The organism is Gilliamella sp. Gris1-4, from assembly GCF_001690335.1.
GTDB classification, from domain to species: domain Bacteria; phylum Pseudomonadota; class Gammaproteobacteria; order Enterobacterales; family Orbaceae; genus Gilliamella; species Gilliamella apicola_P.
The window spans coordinates 1-18,487 of the sequence record NZ_LZHA01000077.1 but is presented as its reverse complement, the minus strand read 5'-3'; the positions used below and the strand labels follow the sequence as shown (position 1 = coordinate 18,487).

The 18,487-nt window shown below is 34.4% G+C and carries 18 protein-coding genes and 1 pseudogene; 9 read left to right on the top strand and 10 right to left on the bottom strand.

All coding sequences use genetic code 11. The features are described from left to right. The first annotated feature begins 244 nt into the window (after positions 1–244). On the top strand, positions 245–586 hold the full coding sequence (locus A9G31_RS09390) for a hypothetical protein (RefSeq protein ID WP_065561417.1): 342 nt from the start codon (positions 245–247) through the stop codon (positions 584–586). 567 nt (positions 587–1,153) lie between these two features. Here the strand turns inward: A9G31_RS09390 and A9G31_RS09385 are convergent. Beyond that, the gene (locus tag A9G31_RS09385; RefSeq protein WP_065561416.1) at positions 1,154–1,855 is read right to left on the bottom strand and encodes a response regulator; all 702 of its coding nucleotides are present in this window, start codon (positions 1,853–1,855) and stop codon (positions 1,154–1,156) included. 15 nt (positions 1,856–1,870) lie between these two features. Then, on the bottom strand, positions 1,871–3,460 hold the full coding sequence (locus A9G31_RS09380) for an ATP-binding protein (protein ID WP_218056443.1): 1,590 nt from the start codon (positions 3,458–3,460) through the stop codon (positions 1,871–1,873). A gap of 277 nt (positions 3,461–3,737) precedes the next feature. Here A9G31_RS09380 and A9G31_RS09375 point away from each other — a divergent pair. From A9G31_RS09375 to citX, 7 genes and pseudogenes are all read left to right on the top strand, one after another. Next, positions 3,738–5,024, top strand: a pseudogene (locus A9G31_RS09375) (2-hydroxycarboxylate transporter family protein); the annotation flags it as partial. 94 nt (positions 5,025–5,118) lie between these two features. After that, positions 5,119–5,958 carry a fumarylacetoacetate hydrolase family protein gene (locus A9G31_RS09370; RefSeq protein ID WP_065561415.1) on the top strand — a complete coding sequence of 280 codons (840 nt, stop codon included), beginning with the start codon at positions 5,119–5,121 and terminating at the stop codon, positions 5,956–5,958. A 10-nt stretch (positions 5,959–5,968) separates the two neighbouring features. After that, on the top strand, positions 5,969–7,003 hold the full coding sequence (gene citC, locus A9G31_RS09365; protein WP_065561414.1) for a [citrate (pro-3S)-lyase] ligase: 1,035 nt from the start codon (positions 5,969–5,971) through the stop codon (positions 7,001–7,003). 21 nt (positions 7,004–7,024) lie between these two features. Next, complete coding sequence (citD, locus tag A9G31_RS09360) at positions 7,025–7,315, top strand: citrate lyase acyl carrier protein (RefSeq protein WP_065561413.1); 291 nt, start codon at positions 7,025–7,027, stop codon at positions 7,313–7,315. After that, positions 7,312–8,199 (top strand): citrate (pro-3S)-lyase subunit beta, encoded by an 888-nt coding sequence (gene citE / locus A9G31_RS09355; protein ID WP_034914409.1) that lies wholly within the window; start codon positions 7,312–7,314, stop codon positions 8,197–8,199. Before citD ends, citE begins: the two co-directional genes overlap by 4 nt. Before the next feature lie 12 nt (positions 8,200–8,211). Continuing rightward, positions 8,212–9,741, top strand: a complete 1,530-nt coding sequence (citF, locus tag A9G31_RS09350; RefSeq protein WP_065561412.1) for a citrate lyase subunit alpha — start codon at positions 8,212–8,214, stop codon at positions 9,739–9,741. A 76-nt stretch (positions 9,742–9,817) separates the two neighbouring features. Next, entirely contained in the window at positions 9,818–10,369 is a 552-nt protein-coding gene (gene citX / locus A9G31_RS09345; RefSeq protein WP_065561411.1) for a citrate lyase holo-[acyl-carrier protein] synthase, read from the top strand. 77 nt (positions 10,370–10,446) lie between these two features. On the opposite strand, the gene metB is transcribed toward citX, so the two are convergent. Further along, positions 10,447–11,613 (bottom strand): cystathionine gamma-synthase, encoded by a 1,167-nt coding sequence (gene metB, locus A9G31_RS09340; RefSeq protein ID WP_065561410.1) that lies wholly within the window; start codon positions 11,611–11,613, stop codon positions 10,447–10,449. Positions 11,614–11,790: 177 nt separating this feature from the next. Between metB and metJ the strand changes: the two genes are divergently transcribed. After that, the gene (gene metJ, locus A9G31_RS09335) at positions 11,791–12,102 is read left to right on the top strand and encodes a met regulon transcriptional regulator MetJ (protein ID WP_065561409.1); all 312 of its coding nucleotides are present in this window, start codon (positions 11,791–11,793) and stop codon (positions 12,100–12,102) included. 92 nt (positions 12,103–12,194) lie between these two features. Here metJ and rpmE read toward each other — a convergent pair whose 3' ends face one another. The 7 genes from rpmE to A9G31_RS09300 all read right to left on the bottom strand — a co-directional run. After that, positions 12,195–12,410 carry a 50S ribosomal protein L31 gene (rpmE, locus tag A9G31_RS09330; protein WP_034914396.1) on the bottom strand — a complete coding sequence of 72 codons (216 nt, stop codon included), beginning with the start codon at positions 12,408–12,410 and terminating at the stop codon, positions 12,195–12,197. A 140-nt stretch (positions 12,411–12,550) separates the two neighbouring features. Next, entirely contained in the window at positions 12,551–13,603 is a 1,053-nt protein-coding gene (degS, locus tag A9G31_RS09325) for an outer membrane-stress sensor serine endopeptidase DegS (protein ID WP_065561408.1), read from the bottom strand. A gap of 112 nt (positions 13,604–13,715) precedes the next feature. After that, the gene (locus A9G31_RS09320; protein WP_065561407.1) at positions 13,716–15,086 is read right to left on the bottom strand and encodes a Do family serine endopeptidase; all 1,371 of its coding nucleotides are present in this window, start codon (positions 15,084–15,086) and stop codon (positions 13,716–13,718) included. A 79-nt stretch (positions 15,087–15,165) separates the two neighbouring features. Then, complete coding sequence (locus A9G31_RS09315; protein ID WP_065561406.1) at positions 15,166–15,570, bottom strand: YhcB family protein; 405 nt, start codon at positions 15,568–15,570, stop codon at positions 15,166–15,168. A 62-nt stretch (positions 15,571–15,632) separates the two neighbouring features. Further along, entirely contained in the window at positions 15,633–16,094 is a 462-nt protein-coding gene (locus A9G31_RS09310) for a DUF721 domain-containing protein (protein WP_065561405.1), read from the bottom strand. A 286-nt stretch (positions 16,095–16,380) separates the two neighbouring features. Beyond that, positions 16,381–17,724, bottom strand: a complete 1,344-nt coding sequence (gene gntP, locus A9G31_RS09305; RefSeq protein ID WP_065561404.1) for a gluconate permease GntP — start codon at positions 17,722–17,724, stop codon at positions 16,381–16,383. 148 nt (positions 17,725–17,872) lie between these two features. Further along, positions 17,873–18,487: IS5 family transposase (locus A9G31_RS09300; RefSeq protein WP_065561306.1), on the bottom strand; the 615-nt coding region annotated here is incomplete at its 5' end.

The following is an 18,487-nucleotide window of genomic DNA, read 5'->3' as shown; positions in this document are numbered from 1 at the left end:
CTTCCCTTGGCTGATTAGACTATTTAAACTAATAGATGTTGCACCCGATGGCAATACCGTATGAATATCATTAAATGTATAATTTCCACTTGGTAACATTATCGGATTTGTAACACTTGATGTGTTTGTTGACTGAGTGATACGTCTTCCATCAGGCAACTCGATTGCCAAAAATGTGTCTGTATTAGTTGCCTTTGTCCGCCCACCATCAAACGTTAAATACGGCCCACTACCGTGAATAGTATTGGTTGTATTTACCGTTAACGCCTCTGTATCCTGCGTATATGACAATAACAACAACGGTGCGAAGAATAGTGCCGATTTTGATAACAAAGATGATTTAAATAGTAACGGCGGTTTGGATAACAATGGCGATTTTAATAACCACTTGGATATCGACGATAATTTTGCCGAATATATGACCGATGATGTGACCGAAGATGTTGTCGAAGAATCCGCCGACAGCATCGCCAGTAAAGACCCCGATGACGGCGTCGATTTCGCTACGCGAAATGACTTCGATGATGAAAATAACTGTGGCGCCCTACTTTGGCTACCGTGCGAATCAATAAGATTTAGGGCATAGGTTTGGCATGCCAGATGCCAGATGCCAACCATGGTAATGCATTTTTATTTCCTTGTCAAGTAATTTCTTGTTTTTTATGAACTTTTATATCCGTTCCTTGAATTTTGAGCGATTCCTTGCCTGTATAAGCTCAAAAATTATAACTTGATGATGAATAATGCGCCACTTTTTTTGTTGGTTTATTGTAAAGATTTGTTAGCGGGTTAAGTGCGTTGCTTTGGCTTTTTTTTGGGGGGTGGCGTTTTTTACGGGTGGAGGTAGCGGTTGAGTGGTTTTGGGACTGGTGGAGTAGGTGCTTTTTAAAGGCCTAAAATTGCTCCGGTAGAGTATTGATTTTATTGAGGTTTTTTGCTTTGATTAAATCGGCTGTTATAGTTGACTGAGATGTTTTTTTGCGAAAGTGGTTTTAAATATTTTTCTTTTGCGGAAGTAATTAATATCGGTGGTGACATCCTAGCCAAACATCCTTGTTTGGCGTACTAGCTTGCTTTGCTAATATCAACAACTAAACAAAAGTTCAAATAAGTATATTTTTAAAGTTATATTTTATCTGAAATATATAAAATACTATTTCCCTAAACGTTTATATAGCCTTTCTGGTCGTCCAATTTTTCCATGATTAAGTTCGACTGTTAATAATTTGATTTGTACACAATATTCTAAATATCGCCTAGCGGTCGTTTTGCTAATATTGGCTTTTTCGACTATTTCGTCAACAGTGAGTGCTTTATCGGTTTGCATAAATAAGTCTTTGACTTTTTGTAGCGTGATTTCTTCAATTCCTTTGGAGTGGCGGTTCATATCAACAAAATCTTTAGTTTGCAAATTGAAAAGTTCGTCTATTTTTCGTTGATTGACATGTTTTTGTAGGCTTTGTCGGTATAAAAATAGTTCAAAACGATCAAGTGAATGTTTTAATCGTTGATAAGAGACAGGTTTAATCAAATAATCAAAAGCACCATAACGAATCGCTTTACTACAAGTATCCATATCACTTGCGGCTGTAATAAAAATAACATAGCAATCTAGATGATTATTTATGATGTATTCAAATAATTCTATTCCTTTGCCGTCAGGTAAATAATTATCGAGTAATATTAAGGTCGGTTTTAGTTTTTCTACCATTATTTTAGCTTCTTCTAGTGTTGAAGCTATTCCAATTACTTTAACCTTTGTATCTTTTTGAATAAACTCTGCATTTAGTTCTGCTAAAATTGGCTCATCTTCAACAATAAGCACTTTGATATTATCTTCTTGAAATTGATTCATATAATTGCCTTTTTATTATTTAGGTATAAATACAGAAAAAATTGTTCCATAAGGGGTATTATCTTCAAATGTAATATAACCATTGGCCTTTTTTATATAGGTCGAAACAAGGTGTAAACCAATACCGTGTTCTTTACCTTCTTGCGATGTGACGCCAGGTTCGAAAATTGAATCGCGAATATTTTCATCAATGCCACAGCCTTGATCAGTTACCTCTAATACAACTTCATTTGTTGCGTCGCTTAGATAGAGATAAATGGTTTTATCACCACGATCATTTTTTAAGCTAGCATTAAAAGCATTATCAAGCAAATTTCCTAAAATTGACATAAATTCTATTTCGGTGATAAGTGAAGGTAATGCATTTAATTGGCATGCTGGATCAAATACTAGATTTAAGCCAATTTCGTGTGCTTTTGAATATTTGCCAATTAATAAACCACATATAGCCGGCACATTAAAATGTTTGGTAATAAAGTCTAAATTACTTTGGTTATCGGCAGAATGCAATGCAATAAATGATTGCGCTTCGTCATACCGTTTCATATATATTAAACCTGATAGCGTTGCTAACCAGTTAAGATGTTCATGCCTTAATGCGCGTAAATTATCGACATATTGCGTTACTTGCGTTAATTGCATGCTTAATACATTAATATCATCAAAATTACGAAAAGTAATTACCCAGCCTTGAATTTTATCATCAATAACCACTCGAACTCGGCTGGCAATAACAATCATGTTATTGAAATAGCATATATGATCGTGTATGTCTTCAGTTTGATTTTCTTTTTTGTAGATAAAGTCACTTGAGGTGATAAATTCGCTTAAATCATGTTTATGTAACTCGTCATCATTTATCTTAATATCTAACATTGTGCGAGCAGATTGATTAATATTGATAATTTTATAATTAAGATCAATGGCAATAACACCTTCAAAAATCGATTCCATGATCGACTTTTGGCTTTTTACCAGTAGTGCGATTGCTTTAGGCTCTAAATTGAACATCTGTTTTTTAATTGCTTTTGAAAAACAGTATGAAAAGATAAATAGTGCTAAGAATAACAAGGAACAAAAAATGATAAACGGTATAAACTGTTTTATATGCAATGCATAAATACCATCAATCATATAACCGACCGAGACTATACCAATAATCTTACCGTTTTCAATAATTGGAGCTTTCCCCCTTAATGCTAGACCAAGAGAACCCTCACTAATAGTGATGCTACTATTACCGTTAAGAACCTCTTGATTATCCCCTCCTACCATGGGGGAATGTAAAGGGCTATTAGCTGTATGAAATAAACGGTTAGCATTAGCATCGCCAATAACAATATAGCTTGCATCACTTTGTTTAAATATATCTGTGATTAAATTAGCTATTTTATTTGTGTCTTTATCTTTGACATATTCAATTAAACTTGGTAAAACAGATAACTCTTTTGCTTGAATTTGCGCTTTTTCGCCCAAACTTCGATACAAATTTGTTTCAGTTGTGTTCCAAATATAGCTTTGTAATAGCGCAAGAACAATCAACGAAAAAAACAAAAGCGATAAAAAAAGTTTTGTGGTAAATGATAAGTGGATTTTCATTCGCATTTTTGTATTTGCTTTTCAAATTAAGTTCAAATAAGTGTATCACAGCATTAAAAAACATATATCCTTTAAAACCATAAAAACTACAGTTAATTTATGATTTATATCACAAAAATTTCATTAATTTTTTGTAAATATACCCGCCAATAATTTCGAATAAATCAACTTATTTTGGAGAAAAAAATTAATGGTGAATTTTAACTCATCTGAGAAAAACATTAATGGAAAAGAATCAACGGGTAAGACTGTTACAGAAAATCTAACTGGTTGGCCATATAATTGGTGGCGACTAATGGATAACTATAAAATTGGTGTTATCCCACTTCCATTATTTATTATCGCTGGTATTCTTATTTTTGCTGAAGTGTTAGTAACAGGTAAATTACCTAGCGAAATCGTTGTAATGGTAGTTACTTGTGCTTTTTTTGGTTTTCTATGTGGCGAAATTGGTAAACGTTTGCCGATCGTTGGAAAAATGGGAGCTGCAGCAATTTGTGCAACCTTTATTCCATCAGCTCTAGTTTATTATGGTATTCTTCCTGAACCAGTTGTTGATGCAACAAAAAAATTCTATAAAGATACACATATTCTTTATTTATATATCTGTTGTATCATCGTGGGTAGTATTATGAATATGGATAAGAAAACACTTATCCAAGGATTCTTAAAAATCTTCGGCCCAATGGTATGTGGTGAAATCGTTGGTATGCTTGTTGGTGTTGGCGTTGGTTATTTGCTTGGTTTAACACCATTTGAAACATTCTTCTTCTTAGTTTTACCAATTATGGCTGGTGGTGTTGGTGAAGGTGCTATTCCACTTTCAATCGGGTACGCTTCAATCTTAGGTATGGAACAAGGTGATGCGCTTGGTCGTGTGTTACCAATCGTAATGTTAGGTGGTCTAACTGGTATTATTTGTGGTGGTATTTTAAATCGTATTGGTAAAGCTTATCCGCACTTAACTGGTAATGGTCGACTATTACCTGCTGATGATGAAGTTGCTGATAAAAAAGCAGCTAAAACTGAATCAATTATTGATGTAACTACATTCGCTTCAGGTGTATTATTAGCAGCTATTCTTTATATGGTTGGTATGATTGGTCACAAAGTGACTGGTATTCCAGCACCAGTAGGAATGCTATTTGCAGCAGTTTTTGTTAAATTAGTATCTGGTGTTTCACCTAAAGTATTAAGTGGTTCACAAGTTGTTTATAAATTTTTCCAAACGTCTGTTACCTATCCAATTTTATTTGCAGTAGGTGTAGCAATTACACCATGGGAAAAAATTGTTGAAGCGTTCACTATTACAAACCTAATTGTTATTGTTTGTACAGTTGTTAGTTTGGTTACTACTGGCTTCTTTGTTGCTAAAAAACTTGGTATGTATCCAGTTGATGCTGCTGTTATTTCTTGTTGTCAAAGTGGTCAAGGCGGAACTGGTGACGTGGCAATCTTAACTGCTGCAGAACGTATGGAACTTATGCCGTTTGCACAAATTGCAACTCGTATTGGTGGTGCAATCAATGTATCAGTATCATTACTTATTCTCGGCAATTTCTTAGTATAGATTTTACATATTAAATAACAACCTTGGTTTATACTAAGGTTGTTCGTTTTTATTTAATATTTACAATTAACAAAATAGCTTTTAAGGAGTTTTCATGAAGCTTGTCAGTTATCTTGTCTCTGGTAGAGCAAGTTTTGGTCTTCTTACTAATAATGGTATTGTTGATTTAAAGCAAAAATTAGGCGATAAATATGCCGATTTAAAATCGCTACTTGCCGATAAAGAAGGACTATCTGTTGCCAAAACCTACCTTAATGCCCCAAGTGACATTGATGAACAAGACATTACTTATTTACCTGTTATTCCAAACCCAAATAAAATTTTGTGTGTTGGTATGAACTATGCCGAAAAACGAGCAGAATTTAATGAAACCAGTTCAGCACCAACGCTTTTTGTTCGTTTCCCTGATTCTCAAACGGGTCATAAAACCAACATTGTTAAACCAGCTATTACTAATGAGTTGGATTATGAAGGAGAATTAGCTATTATTATAGGTAAAGCTGGTTTTCGTATTAAGCAAGAAGATGCGTTATCATATGTAGCTGGTTATAGCTGTTATATGGATGGTTCTATTCGTGACTGGCAATACACTTGGTTTACTGCAGGTAAAAACTGGCCTAACACTGGTGCTTTCGGTCCATGCATTACAACAAGCGATGAAATCCCTGATCCAAAAGTATTATCTTTAACTACTTATTTAAATGGCGAACAAATGCAACACGATTCAGTTAAAAATCTTGTGCATACCGTGCCTGAATTAATTTCTTATATTAGTACTTTTACACGTTTATCTCCGGGTGATGTTATTCTTACTGGATCACCAGGTGGAGTTGGTAAAAAACGTAATCCTCCAGTATTTATGAAAGATGGCGATACAATTGAAGTCGAAATTACAGGAATTGGTCGACTAACTAATTATGTAGTAGCTGAATAGAGGTAAATTTATGTACGATTTAGTTGATTATGCCGTTGTTGATATTTCTAAAGCAGAACAAGATTATAAAGAAGTTAAACAGTTGCTATCTCGCTCTGATCTTGATCTGGATTCACAAGTTACTGTTTTTATGGTAGCTAAAATCAATGAACAAATTATTGCTTGTGCAGGTATTGATCGCAATATTATTAAATGTGTTGCTATTGATCCTAATTATCGTGGCAATCAACTAAATCTAACCTTGATGGATCATGCAATAAAATATGCCAATGAAAATGGCTATTTCCATCTTTTTTTGTATACAAAACCTGAAAATATAGATTTTTTTAAAGGATGTGGGTTTTATCCTATTGTTGAAATAACAGATCTTGTCGTCTTAATGGAAAACAATCCGGTTGGAATAAGACAATATTGTAAACAACTAAGCACGCAACAAAAAGAAGGGAGTAAAATCGGTAGCATTGTTATGAATGCTAATCCTTTCACTAAAGGCCATCAATATCTTATTCAATATGCTGCAAGTCAATGTGATTGGTTGCATGTTTTTGTTGTCAATGAAAATGCATCGCTATTTTCATTTGATACACGTTTGAAATTAGTTAAAGATGGTACTAAACAGATAAAAAATGTTACAGTACATGCAAGTTCTCCTTATATTATTTCAAGAGCAACATTTCCAACTTATTTTCTAAAAGATAAGACAAAAATCGATCAGGCCTATATGGGTATCGATCTGCTTATATTCCGAAATTATATTGCTCCAGCGCTTAATATTAACTATCGATTTGTTGGAACTGAACCCTATGACGAAGTAACTAAGGCTTATAATGAAGCAATGTCTTATTGGCTTGAAGATAAAGCAGTTAGTAACCACTCAGCAATTACTTTTGTTGAAGTTCAACGAATAACCGAAGGTGATACTATTGTATCAGCTTCATTAGTAAGAAAATTATTGGCATCAGGGCAATATGAAGAGGTAAAAAAACTAGTTCCATCTACTACATGGGATTACCTTTCAGCTAATTTGGATAAATTTAAAATTTAATACGTTTTAAAAGGTAAAAAAATGAAAATACAAAAAGAAGCCATGGCGGGGACTCTTGAATCTAGCGATTTGTTAGTCAAAGTCATGCCAAACACGGGAATTGAAATTGTTATTAATAGTGATGTTAATAAACAATTTGGCGATCAAATCCGTGCGGTTGTTGATCAAACTTTAAATGAGCTTAATGTAACCGACGGTTTAATCATTATTGATGATAAAGGTGCACTTGATTGCGCTATTAAAGCTAGAGTTCAATGTGCAGTTTTACGTGGCGCAGAAGAAGAAAACTTAGATTGGAGTAAATTACTATGAAAAAATTACGTCGAAGTATGCTATTTCTTCCAGGTGCAAACGCCGCTATGTTATCAACTTCGTTTGTTTATAAGCCTGATTCAATCATGTTCGATCTTGAAGATGCCGTTTCAATTAAGGAAAAAGATTCAGCACGTTTATTAGTTGCACAAACTTTACTTCTTCCTGTTTATAAAGAGCACGGAATTGAAACAGTAGTACGAATCAACGCGCTTGATACTCCATTTGGTCTAAAAGACCTTGAAGCAGTTGTAAGAGCTGGTGTTGATGTAGTACGTTTACCTATGACTAACTGTGCTGAAGATATTCATGAGTTAGAAGCTCATGTTGAAAGAATCGAAAAAGAGTGTGGGCGTGAAGTTGGTAGCACTAAATTAATGGCTGCAATCGAATCTGCTCAAGGTGTTGTTAATGCCGTTTCTATCGCTAAATCTTCTCCACGTTTAATCGGTATTGCGCTAGCTGCATTTGACTATCTTGTTGATATGCAAACTGAACGTGGCGATGGTACAGAATTATTCTATGCTCGCTGTGCAGTATTACATGCAGCACGTGTGGCTAAAATTGATGCTTTTGACGTTGTTTACTCTAATGTTAATGATGATGAAGGTTTCTTGAAAGAAGTCAGCTTAATCAAAAAATTAGGTTACAACGGTAAATCGCTCATTAATCCTAGACAAATCGATCTGCTCCACAATGCTTATGCTCCAACAGCAGCTGAAGTTGAACATGCCCAAAAAGTGGTTGAAGCAGCAGAAGAGGGAGAAAGAAAAGGCCTTGGCGTTATTTCTCTAAATGGCAAAATGATTGATGCACCGATTATTGCTCGAGCTAGAAAAGTTATTGAGTTGGCTAAGTATTCTGGTGTACGTAAAGAAATTTGATAGGATTGAAAAATGACTACTTCTATAAACAAAAAAATTGATGATTTGCTTAAACAGCACCCTGATCTCAAGAATATTAAGCCTTTTGTTGATGCTAACGCAACAACACCATATTTAAAAGATGAGTCTAAATATACGCGTAAATTGTGTGATTCTATTGAGCAAGCAATTAAAAAATGTGAATTGCGTGATGGTATGACTATCTCTTTTCACCATGCATTTCGTGAAGGCGATAAGGTTATCAACAAAGTTGTTGAGACTATCAGCAATTTAGGCATTAAAAATTTGACGCTAGCTTCAAGTTCTTTATTAAGCTGTAACTCAGCGTTAATTCCTCATATCGAATCTGGTGTAATTACTAAAATTTATACCTCTGGTTTACGTGGTAAATTAGCCGATGCGATTTCTCACGGTTTAATGGATAACCCAGTCCATATCCATTCTCATGGTGGACGTGTAAAACTGATCCAAAGTGGTGAAATTAACATTGATATCGCATTTTTAGCTGTATCAACCGCTGATGAACAAGGTAACGCTAATGGTGTATCTGGAAAATCACAATGTGGTGCTCTAGGTTATGCTATGGTTGATGCGCAATTTGCGAAGAAAGTTGTACTATTAACTGAGGATATTGTTGGATATCCTAACCATCCAGCAAGTATTCGCCAAGATCAAGTTGATTATATTGTTAAAGTTGATGAAGTGGGTGACCCATCTAAAATTAGTGTGGGTGCAGCGCGTATCACTAGCAATCCACGCGAGCTGATGATCGCTCGTTATGCAGCTGATGTTATTGAACACTCTGGTTATTTTAAAGATGGTTTTTCAATCCAAACTGGTTCTGGTGCATCGTCAACTGCAGCAACTCGTTTCCTTGAAAATCGCATGCGTGCGAAAAATATCACTGCATCATTTGCTTTAGGTGGTATTACAGCAAGTATTGTTGATCTTCACGAAAAAGGATTAGTTAAACGTTTATTAGATACTCAAAGTTTTGACGGCACTGCGGGGCAATCTTTAGGTAAAAATAAAGATCATATCGAAGTTTCAACTAATGTTTATGCAAATCCTGCCTCAAAAGGTGCAAGTGTTGATGAGCTTGATATTGTTATTTTAAGTGCGTTAGAAATCGACCTTGATTACAATGTTAATGTATTAACTGGTTCTGACGGTGTAATGCGCGGTGCTTCTGGTGGTCACTGTGATACAGCTGCTGGTGCAAACTTAACAATTGTTGTTGCGCCACTCATTCGTAGCCGCATTCCAACAGTAATTAAAAAGGTAACAACATTAGTTACTCCTGGTGAGAGCGTTGATGTGCTAGTCACTGACCATGGTATTGCTGTTAACCCTAATCGTCCAGAAATTGCTGAACGTTTAAAAGCAGCTAATTTACCAATTATGAGCATTGAAGAGCTTTATCAACGTGCTGTGTCTTTAACTGGTGAACCAAAACCAATCGAATTTAATGATAAAATCGTTGGTATCGTACATTTCCGTGATGGTTCTGTTATTGATGTCGTACGCCAAGTTAAAGATTAATTTTAATCTTTATTAATATAGTAATAGCCTGACATGTAAAAGTGTCATGCTATTACTTTTCTATTTGATGAAAAAAATGCAAATTAAATTTGATGATGGCACTCCTATTACCCTTGAGCAAATGCTACTAGCCAAGGAAAAGCGAGTTGAAAACCAAAAGCATGCAATGACATGCTATAAATATCCAATCATATCATTAAGTATAGTTATTCCTGGTCCTATAAAAAACAGTAGCGGAGCCCGTTATCTTTTTGACGAAGCAATTAAAGCTTTACATCTCTGTTTTTTACAAAACGATATAACAATAATCAATGAAGATCATTTCCATTACATTACTGGTTCAGAAGCAATCATAGCAATTAAATGTTCAGCTAAAACCCTTAAAAAATATTGTATTGAAGTCGAAAATAATCATCCCTTAGGGCGTTTGTGGGATATTGATGTTATTGACATTGTTACACAAAATAGCCTGTCACGTTCTCAATTCGAAAATCAACCAAGACAATGTTTGGTCTGCAATGAAGAGGCAAAAATTTGTGGTAGAGCTAAACGGCATTCAATTGATGAAATTTTTACCGCGATAAAAAAGAAGATAGAAAATTTCAGAAAGAATAAAACATTACTTTAATAAAAGTGCAAATAATAGGTTGATGAAATAACATTACAGCATTATATCATCAATCCTTTTTTAATCTAAAAATTCAATTAGATTGTTTCAAGTGCCTGCTGTAAATCAGCTAGTAAATCAGTAATATCTTCTAAACCAACTGAAATACGTAATAGCTGATCTGAAATACCCGCTGTTTTTCGTGCTTCTGCACTAATACCTGAATGTGTCATTGTTGCTGGGTGGCAGACAAGACTTTCAACGCCACCAAGTGATTGAGCTAAGGTAATAATTTTAAGTGCTTTTAAAAACTTCGGCATTACATCGGCATTTCCAACTAGTTCAAAACTTAGTAACGAACCAAACCCCTTTTGTTGTTCTTTAGCAATATCATGCCCAAGATTAGATGGTAAAGAGGGATGAAATACTTTTGCTATTTTTGGGTGATTAACAAGAAACTCAACAACTTTTTGGGCATTTTCTTGTTGTAAATTAACACGTGCAGCAAGAGTTCGTAACCCACGCAATAAAAGATAACTATCAAATGATGAAGTAAGCGTACCAATATTATTGGCCCACCATAAAACATCTGTAGCAAGCTGTTGGTCTTTGAAGACTAAAATTCCCGCTAATAAATCCGAATGCCCATTTAAAAATTTGGTACAAGAATGGCTGACTATATCAGCACCAAGCTCCAACGGTTTTTGTAAAATCGGTGTCATAAACGTATTATCGACTAAAACCAAAGCACCAACATCATGTGCTTGTTGGGCTATTTTTTTGATATCAACAACACGAAGTAATGGGTTACTTGGTGTTTCAATCAATACTAATTTAGGATGTAAATTAAGTGCTTCTTGTAAGGCTATTGAATCAGATTGATCAACAAATTTCACTTTAAAATAGCCTTTTTGGCTTAGACTATTAAAAAGTCGATAGCTACCACCATAACAATCATGAGGAGCAATAACTAAGTCATTTGGCGCTAATAAAGCAACACTGATAAGGTGAATTGCTGACATACCACAGTTTGTTAAGATAGCATCGGCACCACCTTCTAATTTTGCAACAGTTTCTTCTACTAATCGCCGACTAGGATTCGCTTTTCGTGCATAATCAAACTTTCTTGGTTTTGCAAATTCTTCATAACGATAACAAGTAGATGGTGTAATAACAGGTACGACACTACCATATTGCTCATCAGTATTAATCCCACCACGAACAGCTATTGTTCCTTGGCTTAAATTGTTGGTTTGACTAACCATAATAACATTCCTCTAAATAATACTTTGCTTACTTCCAAAACAGATTGTATAAGAATAACACATTCAATAAAGACGTCAACATGTCTAGACGTCTAACTATCTTGATGTGTAGATTGCAGAGAAATAAAAAAAACGTTAGAATTGCCCACATTATTTGTGATGTAATTTGGTGACAAGATGATGGAATGGAATGGCGAATATATAAGCCCTTATGCTGAACATGGTAAAAAAAGCGAGCAAGTAAAAAAAATTACAGTATCAATTCCGTTGAAAGTTTTAAAAATATTGACTGATGAGCGTACTCGCCGACAAGTTAATAATTTACGTCACGCAACAAATAGTGAATTATTGTGTGAAGCCTTTCTTCATGCTTATACCGGTCAACCTTTACCTTGTGACGATGATTTACAAAAAGATCGTGAAGACGGTATTCCTAAGCAAGCTAAAAAGACAATGCAGGATTTAGGTATTAACCCCGATTTTGATTGATTATTAACTAAAAGACTAATTTTGGAAAAACAAAAGGCGCATTATGCGCCTTTTTAACTATTATTAATCTTGGAATATGGTTTTTTGGAAAATTATTTTTTACCGCCAACCATAGCAAAGCGTTGTTTGAACTTATCTACACGTCCACCAGTTGCAACATCACGTTGTTTACCGGTATAGAATGGGTGACATTCACCACATACGTCAAGATGAATATCATGACCAACAGTAGAATGAGTTTTAATAACGTTACCACAAGAACAAGTTGCTGTAATTGCAGTATATTCTGGATGAATACCTTCTTTCATAATAAGCCTCTAAAGTTTTTCGTATCGCTATATAAATGGCCATAAAAGCAAAATCTATACACCATACGAGTGTTAAAAAAACATGATAAGACCGCAGATTATACGGCCAATAGCCGTGTTAATCAAGAAATAAAAAACAATTAAACAGGTAATTGACCTATTGTTATTTTCAGTTCAATTTTTTCCCCATTTCGCAGAACTATAATGGGGACAATTGTACCGGGTTTCAACTCGGCTATTTGGTCCATTGTTTCAACAATTGATTTAACAGGCTTATTATCTACCATAATCAGAATATCATTAGCTTGAATTCCAGCTTGCAACGAAGGACCTTCTGCCTTGGTAACTAAAATACCTAACACCACTGGCATATCACTTGGGTTTTGAGTTGGTGCAAATTCTAATCCATCAATACCTATATATCCTCTAATAACTTTTCCATCGCGAATTAATTTATTCATGATTTTAACTGCTAATGCAGTTGGGATAGCAAATCCAATTCCTTCAGGAACATCGTTTCCTAAATTTTTTGCAAAGCTAAGAGTATTAATTCCCATTAATTCACCTTTGCTATTTACTAGCGCTCCACCTGAATTGCCATGATTTATTGATGCATCAGTTTGAATAAAATTTTGCCTTCTGTATGGGCTCAATCCATCACGACCTGTAGCACTGATAATGCCTTGTGTAATAGTTTGTCCTATATTGTAGGGGTTTCCTATGGCTAATACGACATCACCAATTTTGGGTTCGCGTTGAGGATTTATCAATATAGTGGGGATATTTGAAGCCTCTATTTTTAATACCGCTAGATCAACAAGTTTATCTGAGCCTACAGATAAAGCTTCAAATATTCGTCCATCTTGCAATGCGACGATAATTTGTTCTGCATCTTCAACTACATGATAATTAGTAACAATATACCCATTCCCATTCATAATTACTCCAGAACCGAGCGGAGTTATTGGACTATCTTGTGATTCCTGAGAAAAAGAATTAATTGAGCGACTATAAATATTAACTACTGCAGGAGCCGCAGTTTTAACGGCACTAGAAAAACTTAATGGATCATCATGAAAAATTGAGGTTGGAAAATTTGATTGGTTTCCTTTTTGTAAAGAAGGAAAAATAATCAATAACACAATAGCTAAAACCGTTCCAATTAATATTGGCCATAGAATCTTTTTGAGCATTAGTTTCAGGATTGTAATGGGAAGAATAATGAAGATTTTAACACATCTATATAAAGGTTAAAATTAAAGTTTTCGTCGATGCTAAAGCATCGACGATATAAAAGGTGACTAATTATCGTAAAATTAAATATAAACGACTATCACCACGAATTATATTTAATGCAATTACTGATGGATGGCTATCAATAATTTTTCGAAGATCTGCAATATTAGTTACTCGTTCTTTATTAACTCCAGTAATAAGATCTCCCTCTTGCAAACTGAGTCGAGACGCAGGCGAATTTTTAGCAATACTTTCTATTAAAACACCTTTTTGGCCTTTAATTTCACCATTGCTAAGCGTTGCTCCATCAAGAGCAGAATGTAGTGATTTTGCATCAGTTGTTGTCTCGTCGCTATTTTTTAGTTTTACATCGACAGATATTGTTTTGCCATCTCGAATTAAACCTAGCTTAACAGTTCGCCCTGCTCCAGTTGTCGCAATTTTTGCACGTAGTTCAGCAAAACTATCGACTGGTTTACCATCCATCGAGACAATAATATCGCCAGATTTAATTCCTGCTGCTTGTGCGGCTGAATTCTCAATAACTTCACTAACAAAAGCACCTTTTTGAACATCAACATCAAACGCTTTTGCTATATCCGATGTCAATTCATTACCTTTGATACCAAGCACGCCACGTTTTACTTCACCAAATTCTATAAGCTGAGAAGTTAAACTTTTTACCATGTTACTAGGAATTGCAAATCCTATCCCTACATTACCACCACTTGGAGCAATAATTGCGGTATTTATACCAACAAGCTCACCATTTAAATTCACAAGTGCCCCACCAGAGTTACCTTGGTTAATTGAAGCATCTGTTTGAATGAAGTTTTCAAAACCATTCATATTAAGTCCACTACGAGCTAAAGCTGAAATAATCCCTGAGGTAACAGTTTGACCAATGCCAAATGGATTACCAATAGCAACAGCATAATCACCAACACGTAAATTATCAGAATCTGCTAATTTAATAGCTGTTAATTTTTTGGCATCATCAATTTTAAGTAATGCTATATCACTTTGTGGATCCTTACCGATTAGTTTTGCTTTAAATTCATGCCCATCGTTTAGAGCAACCGTAATTTTATCGGCACCATCAATAACATGATTATTCGTAACAACATAACCTTTTTCGGCATCAATAATCACACCAGAACCTAAACCTGTAAACGCCCTTGATTGGCTATCTGGATAACCAAAAAAACGTCTAAATTCTTCTGGCATATTATTTTGCATTTGAGCTGTTCCTTCAACTTTAATACTAACAACTGATGGTAATACAGTTTCAAGCATAGGTGCCAAACTTGGCAGTTGCGTATTATCGGTTGAGGCAGGAGGAAAAGCTGCATAAGTATTCGGAAGTACAGATAAACTTATTCCTAAACTTAAAGCTAAAATACTTAATAATTTTTTTTGTTGTTTTAATGAATTAATCATCTTAGAACTCTCGCTTTTACAAAAATTTACACTCTATAAAATTGCTTGAATATTAAGTAACGGAAAATAAAATCATAGATTAAGATTTATTTTCATCCGTTTTAAATAAACCTGAAGAATCATCAGAATAATCTCTAGGCTGCTTATCAAGCGTAATTTCTTTTGTTTCGTTAGAATCTGTATTTGAATCAAAATCTAAAGATTGAATATTACCACTATCCATAAATTGACTGGAGTTTTCAGCCATATGTTGATAAAGACGACGAAAATCTTTAGCCATATTATCCAATATTTCTGCACTATGTGAAAAATGTTTAGCAATCATTTGTTTTTGCGCTATTAATTCATCTTTTGTTTGATCTAACTCTTGTTTAACTTTGGCATATTTACGTGCCTTAGGACTAATAACACTAATAAAAATGAAACAAATAATAAAACCAATCACGAATCCAATTATAAGATAAGTAAGCATACCTTTATCCATTATTCACTCCTTATATCTTTAAGATATATAATTTTATAAAATTGAAGACTAATTATCAGCGCTTATTTTGCATGGTTAGCAAGTTTTATCAATTGTTTTTTTAACTTGTCTGGTGCATTTTCTGCTAATGCAGATAGAAACATTGCGCTTTTTTGTGTCATCACGCTTGAAGCTAAAGATGACTTATCACTTTGATAATTGCTCTGTGACCACCTCACTGAAATATCTGGATTAATCTGATATTGAATAGAAGATAAGGATGGTAAAATAAATTTTCGTATTTCAGATATTAAATTGCTTTGTTCATATTTCAATCTAGTTAACCAACAAGCTGAACTAACCTCTAAAATCAACACACCTTGACGATAGTTAGCAACTCGGCATTGTTGATTTAATGGTGAAGGCAACAAATCATAAACAACTTTAGCTAAAGAGCATAATGCATTAGTTCTATCTTGAATCTTAGACAGAGAAGAGGCTTGTGTCAAAATTGACGTCAACATTTGTGGTTCGTTATAACGCATACCTTGACTTAGGCTCCTTTTTCAATCAGTACAAAAACAATTATTTTTAAAAACAGTTATTTTTAAAGTAGGATTGATCTAATAATTTACCTTATTTATAATTAAAAGTCTTATTGAAAATAATTATTTACATTTTAATGAAAATCTCTTTACCAAAATAAATTTTAAACTTTAAGTAAATATAAACAATAAAAACGTGTAGCTGATTATGACACAAGGTCTATTGGAAATGAATAAAAAGATTAACTATAAAATATTACAGTTAATCTTTTCAAAAAAATTACAATTAAGCAATAATACTTATAATTAACACAACGGCTAAACCAATAATTGAATTCACTAATTCTAATAAGCCCCATGTTTTTAAAGTATCTTTAATTGATAAATCAAAATAGCCTTTAAATAACCAGAAAGAAGCATCGTTGATATGAGTCAATGTATTAGACCCCGCAGCAGTTGCAAGTACAAGTAATGCTGGGTTCACACCACTCATAATCCCCGTAGTAGGATCAATAACTGCAGCACCGATAATTCCAGCTGCTGTCATAGCAGAAACAACACCTTGTCCTGTTGCTAAACGGATTAACACAGTAATTAACCATGCCATAATATAAGGAGACACCCCTCCAGTTGACATTAATTGACCAATAGTATCACCAATACCAGTATCGATGATAATTTGCTTTAATGCACCACCAGCGCCAATAATTAGTACAACCATTGCTATACCTTTTACTGCATTATCAAAAGACTTCATAACCCATTCCATTGAATGGTTAAGTTTCTTCCCAAATAAGATAAAAGCAACAATCATTGCTAGAAACATTGCAATTTGAGATGATCCAATAAAGTTGAGAACGCAATAAGCTGTTGTGCCTTTTTCTAGCCATATATTTGCTATTGTGGTTGCTATCATTATATAAGCAGGAATCAAAGGAACAGTAATTGATGTAAAAAAAGAAGGAAGATTATTTTCATCAATAGGTGTTTCAGATTGTAAGAACTGTGGAGTGGGTCTTTCTAAATTGCCGAGAAATTTAGGAAGAATTATACCAGCACAAATTACAGAGGGAATTGCGACAATAAGTCCATAAATATAGACCATTCCCATATCAGCCCCATAGGCATTAACTAAAGCTACAGGTCCTGGTTGTGGAGGAAATAATGAGTGGGCTGTGGTTGCTGCTGCAACTCCAGGAATAGCTAGTTTTAAAAATGGAATTTTCGCTTCTTTTGCTAATGCAATTACTAACGGAGCTAATATTATAAATGCGGCCTCATAAAACATTGCTAGACCAAATATAAGCCCCATAATAATGATCGCTATTTTTACATATTTAATCCCAAGTTTTTTTAATAAAGTTTGAGCAATTTGATGCGCTGCACCTGAATCAACCATTAATTTGCCAATAACAGCCCCAAAAACAACAATAATAGCTAATTCACCAAGTGTTCCACCAAACCCTGATTTAATCGTTTTAAGAATACTCAATAAATCCATTTTAGCCATCAGACCAACAAATATTGCTGCAGCTAATAATGCAACCATTGAATTTATTTTAAAGCGAATATTTAAAATCAACATTAATCCTATCCCAAGGATCACCCAAAGAATATTTAAAAACTCCATAAATAAAACTCCCTATTCTCAATTTTATTTTTATTGGTTAAACATGAATCTGGCACATAGATTTTTTCTGTAAACAAGTTAATTGGATCTCAAAATAAAAGTTATAAAAGCTATTAGGGGCTGTTGATCTTTGCTGTACATAAATTACTCAACAATACATTGGCAGCCACATTAACATAAATGCCAGTGATACCATACTGGCATAATTCCTTTCTAACTTATCGTATCTAGTTGATATTGAACGATATTGCTTGATTCTAGCAAAGGCATTCTCGACTAAATGACGATAGCGATAAAGGCAGCTATCCATACTGCTTTTATCTATATCCTTACCATAATTACGTTTAGCAATCACCGTTCGTCCGCCTTTTTGACGAACAAAGCACCGAAAAGGCTCGCTGTCATAACCTTTATCGGCTATCACTGTATTGACTTCATCAAGCTTTTCAACTAGGTTTTCTGCATAAGTGATATCATGTCGTTGTCCTTCAGAAAGCTCAAAACAAATAGGCAAACCACCACTATCAACCGCAAGATGAATTTTAGTTGAATTACCACCACAGCTCTGACCTATTTGCTCGGAATACTCCGTTGCAGCGCCTGTACTATGTTGATGAGCCCTGATAATCGAGCCATCTAGGAACACCCATTCAAAATCCGCTAGTTGTGATAAATGTTTGAAAATATCAACTAATATTCCTTTTTTAGACCACAAATTAAATCGCCTATAGACAGTGCTCCATTCACCAAACTCTTCTGGCAA